Source organism: Aquidulcibacter sp., from assembly GCF_044346625.1.
Taxonomy (GTDB): Bacteria; Pseudomonadota; Alphaproteobacteria; order Caulobacterales; family Aquidulcibacteraceae; genus Aquidulcibacter.
The window spans coordinates 1-13,327 of record NZ_JBIIYV010000071.1 but is presented as its reverse complement, the minus strand read 5'-3'; the positions used below and the strand labels follow the sequence as shown (position 1 = coordinate 13,327).

The 13,327-nt window shown below is 55.3% G+C and carries 13 protein-coding genes and 1 other RNA gene; 12 read left to right on the top strand and 2 right to left on the bottom strand.

All coding sequences use genetic code 11. The features are described 5' to 3' along the window. Nucleotides 1-534: 534 nt before the first annotated feature. Genes glyA through thiL form a run of 7 tightly spaced genes read left to right on the top strand, consistent with a single transcriptional unit; the run spans nucleotide 535 to nucleotide 5,688 of the window. The gene (gene glyA / locus ACIQ20_RS13780; RefSeq protein ID WP_395781238.1) at nucleotides 535-1,833 is read left to right on the top strand and encodes a serine hydroxymethyltransferase; all 1,299 of its coding nucleotides are present in this window, start codon (nucleotides 535-537) and stop codon (nucleotides 1,831-1,833) included. A 55-nt stretch (nucleotides 1,834-1,888) separates the two neighbouring features. Then, nucleotides 1,889-2,383 carry a transcriptional regulator NrdR gene (nrdR, locus tag ACIQ20_RS13775; protein ID WP_395781236.1) on the top strand — a complete coding sequence of 165 codons (495 nt, stop codon included), beginning with the start codon at nucleotides 1,889-1,891 and terminating at the stop codon, nucleotides 2,381-2,383. Then, nucleotides 2,373-3,065 carry a RibD family protein gene (locus ACIQ20_RS13770; RefSeq protein ID WP_395781234.1) on the top strand — a complete coding sequence of 231 codons (693 nt, stop codon included), beginning with the start codon at nucleotides 2,373-2,375 and terminating at the stop codon, nucleotides 3,063-3,065. The genes nrdR and ACIQ20_RS13770 overlap by 11 nt, the downstream gene beginning before the upstream one ends. A gap of 11 nt (nucleotides 3,066-3,076) precedes the next feature. Then, nucleotides 3,077-3,685: a riboflavin synthase gene (locus tag ACIQ20_RS13765; protein WP_395781232.1), complete on the top strand. Its 609-nt coding sequence runs from the start codon at nucleotides 3,077-3,079 to the stop codon at nucleotides 3,683-3,685. Between the two features lie 35 nt (nucleotides 3,686-3,720). Then, nucleotides 3,721-4,188, top strand: coding sequence for a 6,7-dimethyl-8-ribityllumazine synthase (gene ribH, locus ACIQ20_RS13760; protein ID WP_395781230.1), 468 nt, complete (start codon nucleotides 3,721-3,723; stop codon nucleotides 4,186-4,188). Further along, complete coding sequence (nusB, locus tag ACIQ20_RS13755; RefSeq protein ID WP_395781228.1) at nucleotides 4,137-4,670, top strand: transcription antitermination factor NusB; 534 nt, start codon at nucleotides 4,137-4,139, stop codon at nucleotides 4,668-4,670. Before ribH ends, nusB begins: the two co-directional genes overlap by 52 nt. Nucleotides 4,671-4,686: 16 nt before the next feature. Next, the gene (thiL, locus tag ACIQ20_RS13750) at nucleotides 4,687-5,688 is read left to right on the top strand and encodes a thiamine-phosphate kinase (RefSeq protein WP_395781226.1); all 1,002 of its coding nucleotides are present in this window, start codon (nucleotides 4,687-4,689) and stop codon (nucleotides 5,686-5,688) included. On the opposite strand, the gene ACIQ20_RS13745 is transcribed toward thiL, so the two are convergent. Beyond that, nucleotides 5,675-6,118, bottom strand: a complete 444-nt coding sequence (locus tag ACIQ20_RS13745; protein WP_395781224.1) for a hypothetical protein — start codon at nucleotides 6,116-6,118, stop codon at nucleotides 5,675-5,677. The two genes, thiL and ACIQ20_RS13745, sit on opposite strands and share 14 nt — an antisense overlap. Before the next feature lie 223 nt (nucleotides 6,119-6,341). Here ACIQ20_RS13745 and ACIQ20_RS13740 point away from each other — a divergent pair, with 223 nt between their 5' ends. The 3 genes from ACIQ20_RS13740 to ACIQ20_RS13730 all read left to right on the top strand — a co-directional run bounded on the left by ACIQ20_RS13740 (nucleotide 6,342) and on the right by ACIQ20_RS13730 (nucleotide 11,147). Continuing rightward, on the top strand, nucleotides 6,342-8,471 hold the full coding sequence (locus ACIQ20_RS13740; protein WP_395781240.1) for a sodium-translocating pyrophosphatase: 2,130 nt from the start codon (nucleotides 6,342-6,344) through the stop codon (nucleotides 8,469-8,471). 185 nt (nucleotides 8,472-8,656) lie between these two features. After that, the gene (locus tag ACIQ20_RS13735) at nucleotides 8,657-9,922 is read left to right on the top strand and encodes an SH3 domain-containing protein (protein ID WP_395781222.1); all 1,266 of its coding nucleotides are present in this window, start codon (nucleotides 8,657-8,659) and stop codon (nucleotides 9,920-9,922) included. 121 nt (nucleotides 9,923-10,043) lie between these two features. After that, nucleotides 10,044-11,147, top strand: a complete 1,104-nt coding sequence (locus tag ACIQ20_RS13730; RefSeq protein WP_395781220.1) for a hypothetical protein — start codon at nucleotides 10,044-10,046, stop codon at nucleotides 11,145-11,147. Nucleotides 11,148-11,206: 59 nt separating this feature from the next. Here ACIQ20_RS13730 and nudC read toward each other — a convergent pair whose 3' ends face one another. Further along, nucleotides 11,207-12,163 carry an NAD(+) diphosphatase gene (nudC, locus tag ACIQ20_RS13725; RefSeq protein WP_395781218.1) on the bottom strand — a complete coding sequence of 319 codons (957 nt, stop codon included), beginning with the start codon at nucleotides 12,161-12,163 and terminating at the stop codon, nucleotides 11,207-11,209. 127 nt (nucleotides 12,164-12,290) lie between these two features. Here nudC and ffs point away from each other — a divergent pair. Both ffs and dnaX read left to right on the top strand, forming a co-directional pair. Next, nucleotides 12,291-12,389, top strand: an RNA gene (gene ffs, locus ACIQ20_RS13720) — signal recognition particle sRNA small type. Between the two features lie 36 nt (nucleotides 12,390-12,425). Next, nucleotides 12,426-13,327 (top strand): DNA polymerase III subunit gamma/tau (dnaX, locus tag ACIQ20_RS13715; protein ID WP_395781216.1); only part of this gene is annotated, 902 nt, incomplete at its 3' end.

Below are 13,327 nucleotides of genomic sequence, written 5' to 3'. Positions count from 1 at the left end.
AAACTCTCGCACCTTTAAGCAATGATCCCATCGTCATGCTCAGCGCAGTCCCCTGAACATGATCAACTCAGCCCTAAACCGGCTACCTCATGACGCCGCTGTTACACCACGCCGTGGGACACGATCCCCATATCCCGCTGCTATCGTCTGTAACGTCTCCATACGCACAGTAACTAGCCCAGTTCATACCTCACCGGTATGTGGCCCTCGCCGAATGGATACTTTTGAAATAAGGGGTATCAATTCAAAAATTAGATCTTCATGGCGATTCTACGCTTTGGTTGCCGCATGTTGGATTGCCACATTTTGAGCAAGTATTTGATTTTTTGTGTATAATGACCATGATGCTAATGATAACCTAGTATGATGATCTCGAGAACTGAGATTTTCACTCTACTTAAACCTCTATTATGTTCGGGGCTCTTTATTAATTTTAAGTATAAGGTTATTCTATTATGATATCGATGTGGTCTTGCCCTGTTGCATGCGGCGCCTAGGTTCATGTAGAACGGGTTAAACGGAGACACAACGACTATGACCACCCTCGCGGACAGCCAAAATTTTGTAAGTAAAGACTTTTTTTCGGCCTCGCTTGGTGCGAAGGATTCCGCATTGGAAGCTGCCATTCAAGAGGAACTGCATCGGCAGCAGACTCAAATTGAGTTGATTGCCTCAGAGAACATCGTGTCCCGTGCGGTTCTCGAGGCGCAAGGGTCTGTTATGACCAATAAATATGCTGAGGGTTATCCCGGTCGTCGTTATTATGGTGGGTGTGAGTTTGTCGACGTGGCGGAGAATCTGGCGCTTGAGCGCGCAAAGGCATTGTTTGACTGCAGCTATGTTAATGTTCAACCACACTCCGGCGCGCAGGCAAACCAAGCCGTGTTTTTGGCACTTTTAAAGCCGGGCGACACGTTTCTTGGTCTAGACTTGGCAAGCGGTGGACATCTCACACATGGCTCACCTGCTAACCAATCGGGCAAGTGGTTTAACGCGGTTTCTTACGGTGTGCGTCCAGATACCCATTTGATCGACTATGATGCTGTAGCGGCCTTGGCAAAGGAACATCAGCCGAAAGTAATTATTGCCGGCGGTTCTGCCTATCCGCGCCAAATCGACTTCGCGCGGTTCCGTGAGATTGCCGATTCCGTTGGAGCTTATTTCATGGTCGATATGGCCCACTTTGCGGGGCTTGTTGCCGGCAAAGCCCACCCAAATCCGCTCGACCATGCCCATGTTGTCACAACAACCACTCACAAGACACTGCGTGGCCCGCGCGGAGGCATGATCTTGTCAAATGATGAGGCCTTGGGAAAGAAGTTCAATTCGGCTGTATTCCCTGGCTTACAAGGCGGACCATTGATGCATGTCATCGCGGCAAAGGCCGTGGCTTTTGGCGAAGCGTTGACGCCTGAATTCCAAGCATATGCGCGCCAAGTGGTCGCCAATGCTCAAGCGATGGCGGCAGCAGTTAAGGCAGGGGGCTTTGATCTGGTTTCAGGCGGCACCGACACCCATGTCGTGCTAGTAGATTTGCGGCCGAAGGATCTGACCGGCAAGGCCAGCGAAGCCGCGTTGGAACGGGCAGGCTTTACCTGTAACAAAAACGGTGTGCCGTTTGATCCAAAGCCACCGGCAACGACGTCAGGTGTTCGTTTGGGCTCGCCCGCGGGAACGACACGTGGCTTTGGCACTGAGGAATTCACCTGGATTGGTGATAAGATCGTGGAAGTGTTGGACGCACTTGCCGGGACACCAGATGGAAACCCAGAAGTGGAAACCCGGGTGCGCGGCGAAGTTGAAGCGATGTGCGCGCGCTTCCCGATCTACTAAGAGGCAGACAGGCGAGGTATTTGCCTCGCCAAGGCTGCATTCGAAAGGATAGTCCATGCGGTGCCCATTTTGCGGATTCGCTGACACTCAGGTCAAGGACTCTCGTCCGGCTGAAGACGGTGTTTCCATCAGGCGTCGCCGTCAATGTCCGGCATGCGGCGGCCGTTTCACGACCTTTGAGCGGGTGCAATTGCGGGAGTTGAAGGTCGTCAAGCGAGATGGGACGCGTGAATTGTTTGATCGCGACAAACTCCATCGGTCGGTAGCGATCGCTTTGCGCAAACGTGAAGTGCCAGAAGAGCGGATTGAGCATTTGATCTCTGGCATCGTGCGGCGCTTGGAAACCTCTGGCGAGACAGAAATTCCGACCAGTACGGTTGGCCAGTTCGTACTGGATGCTTTGGGCGAGACGGATCCCGTTGCCTTTGTGCGCTATGCGTCTGTCTATCGCGATTTCCGCGAGGCTGAAGACTTCAACCGCTTCGTCGATGACGAGTTAGGCGCGTTGAAAGAGAGCCTCAAACGCCGGGGCAGTGTGAGTGAAGACTAAGGTGGCTAAGGATCGCCCCATCATCACGCTGAAATTAGCGACCAGTCTGGATGCACGCATCGCGACGGTCACCGGGGCGAGCCAATGGATCACGGGGCCAGAATCGCGTGCTGAAGTTCATCGGATGCGCAGTGCCCATGATGGGGTGCTTACTGGGATTGGCACCGTGCTTGCCGATAACCCTGAACTGACCGCCAGGCTCGACCCGCCCCCTGCTCATCAGCCATGGCGTGTAGTGCTTGACCGAGATGGGCGGCTGCCATCTGCGAGTAAGTTGGTCCAAACCACAGACAAGGCTGGTCTGATCTGGTGTACAGGTGGCCCTGTTCCAGCCGAAAGGCTGGCGGAGTTGGGCGAGGTCAAACATCATTTCGTTCGCCCAAGCCAGGCTGGGACCATAGGGTTGGACCTGGATGAAGTGGTGCGTCTCCTCACAGACACCTACCACATCAAAACTTTGATGGTGGAAACGGGCCCCGTCTTGGCAACCGCTTTCCTTCGGGCAGGGCTGGTGGATCACATTGCCTGGTTTCGCGCACCCTTACTTATGGGTGGCGATGGACGACCGGTGTTTGAAAGCCTAAATGTTCAAGACTTGTCGCAAGCATGGGTCCTTCAGCAAACTGACCATAAGCAGTTTGGTCGAGACGTTCTTGATTGTTTCGACCTCAGCCCAACTTAGAAGGCAAACCGATGTTTACAGGGATTATCACCGATATTGGAACCATTGTGGCGATAGACCACAGGCCGGGCACAGATGCGGCCATCACAGTCGATAGCGGCTATGATACAGCAAGTTTGACCTTGGGCGCTTCGATCAGCCACCAAGGCGTCTGCCTCACGCTGATCTCGTTTGAGCCAATCGCGACGGGGTCGCGCTGGCGGGTGCAGGTCAGTCAAGAAACCCTTGATGTAACCTGCGCAAAGGATTGGCAGGTCGGCACGGCGTTAAATCTTGAGCGCGCGCTGAAGCTTGGGGATGAATTGGGTGGACACATGGTGTCAGGTCATGTCGACGGCATCGGCGAAGTCGTCGCAGTGACCCCTGAAAATGAGAGTCACCGGGTTACGATTCGGGTTCCTGAGTCTTTGGCCAAATATGTTGCGACCAAAGGGTCCATCGCAATCGATGGCGTGTCTTTGACGGTCAATGAAGTGGATGATGTGACCTTTGGGATCAATATCATTCCCCATACTTGGCAGGTGACAACATTGGGTCGCCTAAAGCTAGGTACACGTGTTAATCTTGAAGCGGATCAAGTTGCACGTTACGTGGAACGCATCCTATCTCGTAAGACCTGACGACCCCTTCACCAGCTTCAACCTTGGACTAGGCTATGACCCTTTCTTTCGATCCGCCCCACCTATTGTTTGTTGTTGGCGACTACTACGCCCATATTGCGGAAGAATTGGTGGCTGGGGCCGCTGAGGCGATTAAGGCCGCTAACGGCACTTATGATTTGATCAAGGTACCAGGGGCCTTCGAAATTCCCGCTGTTATCGCCCACGCCGAACGCGCAACTCATCGTCCTGCTGGTCGTCACTATGATGGGTATGTGGCCTTGGGCTGCGTCATTCGCGGCGAGACCTCGCATTATGACTATGTTTGCGGCGAAAGCGCCCGCGCTTTGATGGAGCTTTCGGTCGAAGGCCTGCCAATCGGCTATGGCATTTTGACGGTTGAAAACGAAGCCCAAGCCCTGGTTCGTGCCAAGCGTGATCAAAAGAACAAAGGCAAGGATGCAGTGGTGGCATGTTTGACCGTGTTGGCGGTGAAGCGGCGCCTGAACATGGGCGGCGTATGACCCGCACAAAACCTTCGTCGATTACAGATGCGCGTCGCGGCGCGCGCTTGGCTGCAGTGCAAGCGCTCTATCAAATGGAAATCTCGGGCGGTGGCGTCAAATCGACAGTGCGTGAATATCTGGACCACCGCTTAGGTGAAGACAGCGAGACAGGCCCTCTGGAGACGGCGGACGTTGATTTCTTTCGAGCCCTTGTCGAAGGCGTAGTCGAAGAGCAAGCCTTGATCGATGCATCCATCAAGTTGCGACTGGCGAAGGGATGGCGGCTGGACCGCATTGATTCGATCGTACGCGCGGCGGTCCGGGTTGCAACCTTCGAACTTCTGCGTCGAGCCGATGTTCCTGTGGCAGTTGTGATCGACGAATATGTTGGCATTGTGAATGCGTTTTTCGATGGCCCCGAAGGTGGGTTCACCAATGGTTTGTTGGACCGTTTGGCGCGCGAATTGAATGCCAACGACTTCCGCCAACTAACCTCTTAAGCATTAGGTAGCCGGTGTGGAACAAGCTCCCCCAGAGTTTGATCTAATTGCTCAGCTTTGGGCACCGCTTACGCGCGGCGCTCCCGGAGCATACGGCCTCAAAGATGATGTGGCCTACTTACCAAGTTCGCCGCTAGGCCATGTAGTTACCTGCGATCAGGTCATTGAAGGCACGCATTTTCTTTCCTCCGACCCACTAAATTCGGTGGCCAAGCGTCTGGTGCGGCGGAATTTGTCGGATTTGCTTGCTAAGGGGTGCAAGCCTATTGGCGCTTTCTTGACGCTGGCGTGGCCAAAGAGCCGCCCTTACGCGCAAGTAGCCGATTTTGCCGAGGGACTGGGTCAAGATCTCTCTGATTTATGTGGGGCTTGCCCGCTTTTGGGCGGGGATACCAGTTCAACCACTGGACCCTTGGTGGCGAGCCTAACCTTGATTGGCAGTAGTCTGTTGGTGTCTGGCGCGCCAATTTTGCGCAGCGGCGCACGCAGCGGTGACTTGGTCTTTTTGACTGGCATAATTGGGGACTCCTATCTGGGTCTGCAGGTTCGCTTAGGGCAGATGTACGGGCAGGGGCTTGCGGGCGCGGTTGCTTTCGCTATGGCCCCAGCACCACCGCCTTTGGCCGTGGCCCATGTAATCGCAACCTTTGCGCAGGCTAGCATTGATATCTCGGATGGGCTGCTGGCGGATGCGGGTCATGTCGCTGAGGCCTCTCACCTTGCGATGCACCTTCATCTTGAGCAGGTGCCACTGTCAGCAGAGGCGACCGCCTTTATGACGCGCTCGCATAATCCAGTTGAAAGCCTTTTGGCCCTCGTCACCGGTGGTGATGATTATCAAGCGCTAATGTGTGTTGCGCCACAAAAGGCCGCAGCCTTTGTTTCAGCGCTTGCGGCCATAGGGGTTCGCGTGACCCAGATTGGCGTTTGCCAAGAAGGGCAGGGTATTGTGTTGACCCATTGTGGTAGCTCGGTCGACTTACCTGCTCGCACAGGTTGGCAATTTAGCGGCGCATAAAGGCCACCTGTTCAAGCGAAACCCGCGTGACGCGTAAACCTGGTTTCATACCGGTCACAACTTGAGTCACCACTTTAACAATGGCAGCTTGATCATAGGTATTGGGGCCTTTGCCTTCCGGAATCGGATTGCGCCCAGTCGCTCTTGTGACACCGTCGCGCACCAAGAAGTGCTGCTCACGCACAAATGTCGCAGCATTGAGATCCGACATCCGGATTTTTAAGGTGACAAACACATAATTCACCAATGCTCCATTGCGGGCAATCGGCAGCACAACATTGGTCAACTCAGCAACCAGTGGCTCGCCTGCTGCCTCTGGCTTAGGGTCTGCAGCCAAGGCGCGGCGTGGCGCAAGGCCAGTAGCCAATATTGCCGCTCCGGCAGTGGCAGCACTCAAAAGCAGCGTGGATCGGCGTGTCGAACTTGTCATAGCGAGTTTGTGCCATACGAATGTCGACGATTGGTTAATGTGCAGTCACTTTTGGGGTTTACTGAAAAGGATTTCGCGAAACCGATGCGGCACATTGCAAGCAGCACAATCGCCCCGTAAAGAAGACAGACCAATAAAGGGGGATCATCCGGAGAGCGGGAGACAAACTGCCGCCACCGATGAGCCAGGAAACGAAAAGAGGTAACACATGGACGTTAGCGTCATGAGTGTGGTCGCGGCAATAGGTGCCGGGGTCATTGCGTTGATCTACGGCTTTATCACCGTTCAACAAGTTCTAAAAGCAAGCCCAGGGAATGCTCGTATGCAAGAAATTGCTGCGGCCATTCAAGAAGGGGCAAATGCCTATCTCAACCGTCAATATACCACGATCGCCATCGTCGGCGTGGTGATTGCTGTTCTTCTAACCTTCTTATTTTCCATCACCACGTCGCTTGCATTTGTGGTTGGTGCCGTTCTTTCAGGCCTAGCTGGCTATGTTGGGATGCTTGTGTCGGTTCGCGCCAATGTGCGCACGACCGAAGCGTCACGTAACAGCTTAGCCGCTGGCCTTTCCATGGCCTTCCGCTCCGGTGCTGTAACCGGCATGTTGGTTGCTGGTTTGGCGTTGATCGGTGTGGCTGGCTATTATTACATTCTGACCGAAGTGATCGGGTTAGAGCCAACCAGCCGCGAAGTGATCGATCCCTTGGTCGCGCTGGGTTTTGGCGCGTCCTTGATCTCGATTTTTGCGCGTCTCGGCGGCGGTATCTTCACCAAGGGTGCAGATGTTGGCGGCGATATGGTTGGTAAGGTTGAAGCAGGCATCCCAGAAGATGATCCTCGCAACCCTGCAACCATCGCAGACAATGTCGGTGACAATGTTGGCGACTGCGCCGGCATGGCGGCAGACTTGTTTGAAACCTATGCAGTGACTTTGGTTGCAACCATGGTGTTGGCTTCGATCTTCTTCAAAGAAGCAGGTGCTGCCGTCATGATGTCCTTGCCGTTGGCCATTGGTGCGATGGCAATCATCACCTCGATCATCGGGACCTATTTTGTCCGTTTGGGCAAAGACAACAACATCATGAACGCCCTTTACAAGGGCCTCATTGCTGCAGGCCTTTTGTCGGTCGCGGGTCTATATGCGGTGGTTCAAGCCACAGTAACCCAAACCTATACAACAAGCGGCGGCGTGACCATTACAGCCATGAACCTGTTCTGGTCTGGTGTGATTGGCTTGGTCGTTACCGCAGCTATCGTGTGGGTTACTGAATATTACACCGGCACAGATTATCGTCCCGTGAAATCCGTGGCTCAAGCTTCGGTTTCAGGTCATGGTACCAATGTCATCCAAGGCCTGGCCGTGTCGATGGAATCCACTGCACTGCCAGCTTTGATTATTGTAGGCGGCATTCTTGCTACCTTCAATTTGGCAGGTCTATTCGGCATTGCCATTGCGACAACAACCATGTTGTCGGTTGCAGGGATCATTGTGGCGCTGGATGCATTCGGTCCAGTGACAGACAATGCTGGCGGTATTGCCGAAATGGCTAATCTGCCACCAGAAGTCCGCAAGACGACCGATGCGTTGGACGCCGTGGGTAACACCACCAAAGCAGTGACCAAGGGCTATGCGATTGGCTCTGCCGGTTTGGGTGCCTTGGTCTTGTTTGCAGCCTATACTGAGGACTTGAAATACTTCTCCAGCAACCCAGCAGAGTATCCTTATTTTGCCGGTGTCAACGTCAGCTTCGACCTCTCCAACCCTTATGTGGTTGTTGGTTTGTTGATCGGTGGTCTGTTGCCATATCTGTTCGGTGGCTGGTCGATGACTGCCGTTGGCCGTGCAGCTGAAGCGGTGGTGCAGGAAGTTCGTCGCCAATTCCGCGAAATTCCGGGTATCATGGAAGGCACTGGCAAGCCAGACTATGGTCGGGCTGTCGACATTCTGACCAAAGCAGCGATCCGCGAAATGATCGTGCCAAGCTTGCTACCAGTCTTGTCGCCGATCGTGCTGTTCTTTGCGATCAACATGATTGCTGGCAAAGCGCAGGCTTTGGCTGCAGTTGGTGCCATGCTGTTGGGCGTGATTGTAACAGGTCTATTCGTCGCGATCTCCATGACCTCCGGCGGCGGCGCGTGGGACAATGCGAAGAAGTCGTTTGAAGACGGCTTTGTGGACCGCGATGGTGTTAAGCACATGAAGGGTTCGGAGGCTCATAAGGCCTCTGTGACCGGCGACACGGTTGGCGACCCATACAAGGACACGTCCGGCCCTGCGGTGAACCCCATGATCAAGATCACGAATATCGTGGCTTTGCTCCTGCTCGCGGTCTTAGCTCACCAAGGCTAAGCATTTAGACAGGCAACTTGAAGGTCCCGGTCGAAAGGCCGGGACTTCTTTGTTTGAGGCGCAGCGTCACGGCAGATTGGAAGAATTTAACCGTCCAAAGCGCAGCCCAAAGCGCAGCAAAGTGCTTGGCCAAGCCACAAGGGTTGGTTAGGCTAAGAATACAAAACTAGGTTAGGAGATTGGCGGTGCGTAAAGGGCGGTGTTCGAATGAGCCGAGCGCATGCGAGTTTGCCCGCGACCAGTTGGAGCTACCTTATGCCGGCGAGCGCAGTGCTTGCCCCCGCTGTGGCAGTCCGTTAGCGGCCATTGTCGATTTCCCAGAAGAAGTTGGGCCAATCTTTACCCAAAGTGCGCCTGAGCCCTCCCCACCAAGCCCAGAACCACCGCCCGAGCGACGTTATGAGCCGCGGATAGAACAAGTCGCTGACACGCAAACTGGCTTCACCATCATGCGATTAACCCGTTGGGTTGTCATTGCTGCCCTTCTGGTTCTTTTAGGCTTTATTGGTTGGCGGCTCTATGGCCCCAAACAAGACACCGATGCTGCCTTAAATTCGTCAAGCTTGTCAGCCTTGACGGAAGGGCTGGATATCCAGCAAATCTCTCCGCCCGAATTGCGTCGCGTGGCCGTCTCGACAGAGGCGCGTGTTTCCCCTGATCCGACTAGCGCAGTGATCATGTTGCTGGCTCCAGAAACGATTCTCGATGTCACCGGGCGTATCCAAGTTGGCGGTCTTGAATGGCTGCGCATTACCATTCCCATCGATCGTTCGCGCTCAGGCTTTATCCGCGAAGATATGCTGGCTCCGCTAGGTGAGGGCGACAGCGATTATTCGAGCCTAGATCCACTGGCCGGTAATACCATAAATGGGTCCATCATGCCGGTTGCCCCGGTGCAAATTGGTAGTGTGCCCCTGCCTCAGCCAATGACCTATCAAATTGTCGGACCGCCCGCGTCCATCCATCAAAGCCCTGCTTTTGAAAGCCCACAATTGGGTCAAGTGCCCAGTGGTGTGCTGGTTATGGTTGTCGCCCAGCAGATGTCGAATGGGCTGCCTTGGTATCAAGTTCAACTGACCAATGGGCGTACAGGCTGGATATCCGGCAATGCAGCCGTGCTTGCGTCGCAAAACTTGAACACGGCCGCTGGTTCCGCCGCGTCGACCGCGCCCGAAGTGAGCACGATGCCCGCGCCAAAAGCTGAACCTGAGGTGCCGGCTGGGCCTATGGCTGTTAGCGTAGGGACGCTGATGCGCGTCGATACGCCGACCGCCAGCCTGAGGGCGCGGCCCGGGGCGGGGGGTGATTCTGTTTTGGAAGTCCTGCCAACCGATACCCTGATGTCGGTTGAAGATGTTCGCATTGTTGCCGGCATGCCGTGGTATCTAGTGACAACGCCCAAGGGCAATCAGGGTTGGTTATCTGGGCGCACACTTGTGGCCAATCAATAGCCTAAGCGCTGTAGGCCTATCGCTGGGCCCCCTATTGCGCTGTTGCAAGTCCTGATAAAGCACCAGCCGAAACGCCGATTGTGCCGCTAGTTTAAACCCGACCCAAGCGAAAGCTAAGAGTATGTTTTCAGAAGAAGCCCAAACATCAAGCCACATGCGGCCGCATGGATCGGGCGGTGCTAGCCGGGTCTTGCTGATTATGGGCGCGATCGGCGTCGCGGCTCTGGTTGTTTTGGGTGCCTTTTATGGGTTTAAGGCGATGTTCTCGGCCCAGCAGGCATCAATCCCAACGCTTGAAGGACCAAAATCCTATAGTGCCTTGGGACGCACCGAAGTCCGCAATGAGCCAGCTCTGACGGCACCGATTGCACTGGTCCTAAGAGAAGGAACGATTGTATCGGCGCAAAGCGTGGGCGTGAACGCCGGCGTTGAGTGGCTTTCTTTGACGGCCGTAGATGGCGCAAACGGCTTTGCGCCCAAGGCTTTGTTTCGCGAGATTGTCCCGGTCAGCGGAAGCAACAAGATCAGTGGCGGCGTTCGCAACATCGTCACGTCCGCGCTTTTGAACCTACGTGAAACCCCGTCCATGTCGGGCAAAATTGTTGGCACGGTAGATGGCGGTACCCGCCTCGTATCGGATGGATCGGTCGAGGCTGAGGGTGAGCTGTGGATGCGCATCCCATTGGATGGCAACACCATCGTCTACATTCTGCAGCGCTTTACTACAGCTGATGATGATGCCAGCGGCAATGATGGGATCGGGGCAGACAATGCCACAGTCGGTGCCGTCGGCCGCGCGATCCAAATTGCTAACGTACAAGCAACGCCACTTCCCAACTCGCGAATTGTCCGCGCGTTGCAACCGGGCGAAGTGGTTCGGGTCATCGGCCAAACCAATTCAGGCATTGTTTGGTATGTTTTGCGCCTCAATGACGGCAGCCAAGGGTTTGCGCCAAAGGCCGCGATCAGCATTGATGAAGGGGCCTCACGCTGGGTCTATCCAGACGGCACAGAAGCACCAGGTCCAAACGTCCCGCAAGGCCAAACAGAACCGATTGATCCAGCAAGCCTGATGCAAATGAACTCTTTTGGCACCGGCACCGATGGGACGTTGGGGGAAGCAACCGGGGCTAACACCACGCCAGCAGAGGCAGCCGACGGTGTTTTGCCGGTCACGCCAACTGCGCCAGCAACTCCGCCTGCCGTTGCAGGTCCTCAGCCGTAACAGCTGGTCTTACTTTTTATTGGGAGCGCACTTGTGAGCCTAGTGGTTCGCCAAGCTCTTTAGGCCCCTTCGTCGACCCAAATACGGATCAGATGATGGGCGATTGCAAGCGGGGGTGGCGCGCGTAAAGTGACGCCGTCACGCGTGCAGCCTGCTTCAGACAAGAGTTGTCGGGCTTCATCGCGGCTGAACCAGATTGCTTGGGATATTTCATGGGTATCAATGTTGAGGTCATAGCTTGCGACCTCCGCAATCAAGCCAATCATGAGTTGCGAGGGGAATGGCCAAGGTTGGTTCGCGACAATACGCGCGCTGGTCATTCTGACCCCAGCTTCTTCAAACAATTCGCGTGCGCACCCTTCTTCAACCGTTTCGCCCGGTTCAATGAAGCCAGCCAGTGCGGAGATAAAGCCCGCTCGAAAGCCAATGCCGCGACCTAGCAAGCATTGATTGCCTTTGACGGCCAACATGATGGCAACAGGGTCTGTGCGCGGGAAATGCTCGGTTTTGCAGGCTGGGCAAGCCCGCTTCCAGCCAGCTTCTGTCATCTGGGTAGCCTCGCCGCAATTGGCGCAAAAGCTATGGCGGCTATGCCAGTCTAGGATCGCCTTCGCGGTCCCAGCGATCGCTAGGTCGGCCATATCCATAATGCTGGCCGCCACGCGCATGTCTTCGGTATCGCCGAGGCCCTGTAACGGCCCATCGTTCCAATCAAACCTTGCCGGCAGTGTGGTCGCAAAAGTAGCGCGGCCTCTGTCATCCAGCCCCATCAGAATGGGCTCTGGGCTCGACTTTGGTAGAAAGGCCGATCTGCTCGTGCTCGCCAAGCGCAAGAGCTTTCGGGCACCAGAAGCTTGTGGGGCTTGGGTCAGAACCGGTTTACCATCTTGGATCAAGATCAAATCGGTATCTGGGTGATTGAGCAGGCTTTCCATCTTGTCGGCATCACGGCGCAGCGCGCTGGCGCGGTCTAGAGGGAAGGCGGTGAACGGGATGAATTGAGAAGATTGTGCCATAGCGTGCACCTGAACTGGCCCGCCTATCTTGGTCAAGCAAGATTTGTTGCTGGCTGACACCTGCTGCATCCACAGGATTGCCGCCATTAGCGCTTGAAACTAGCCGCTTGACTTGCGATATGGGGGGTGGAGATCGGCGGTGGACGTAGTCCTCGCCAATTCGGTCAGGTCCGGAAGGAAGCAGCCGCAACGAGTTTCGCTATGGGTCGCCGTTCGGTCTCCACCCTTTTACCTGTGCGCACCCACAGTTTGGAACCCCAGCATGGACGAAACGGATCTTGGCGGCGAGGGTGATCTTCCACAGTCGGGAGGATTTCCTGGGTACGACCAAGCCGATGCGGAGCCGGACGATCTGACCTTGTCGATGTTCGGGGACCCTGTTGAAGAGCCAGCAAAAGCCGGTTCTGGGCAGGGCAGCCAGCCTTATCTCGTTTTGGCGCGAAAATACCGGCCACAACGGTTTGAAGATCTCATCGGTCAAGAAGCCATGGTCCGCACCTTGACCAATGCTTTTGCCTCAAACCGCATTGCCCATGCGTTCATGCTAACAGGGGTGCGCGGTGTTGGTAAAACCACGACAGCACGCCTGATTGCTCGCGCCCTAAATTATCAAACCGCGACCACGGATCGCCCGTCGATCCAGCTCGATCCGCTCGGCAGCCAATGTGAAGCCATCACGCGCGGCAATCATCCTGATGTGTTCGAACTCGATGCGGCCTCGCGCACTGGTGTTGGCGATATGCGAGAATTGCTCGATGGCGTGCGCTATGGACCAATCGCGGCGCGCTATAAGGTCTATATCATCGACGAAGTGCACATGTTGTCAAAGAGCGCGTTCAATGCGCTCTTGAAGACGTTGGAGGAGCCGCCTCCGCACGTGAAATTTATCTTTGCGACGACCGAAATTCGCTCAGTCCCCGTGACGATCCTTTCGCGTTGCCAGCGCTTTGATCTTCGGCGGATTGAGCCTGTGGTTCTTGCCGATTATCTGGAGAAGATAGCCGGTCGCGAAGGCACACAGATTGCTCGTGACGGGGTGGAGCTGATTGCGCGCGCGGCAGAAGGCTCTGCTCGCGATGGTCTGTCGTTGTTAGATCAAGCCATCGTGCAAGATCAGGGCAATGGCGTAACGGGCACTGAAATCCGTGATATGTTGGGTCTGGC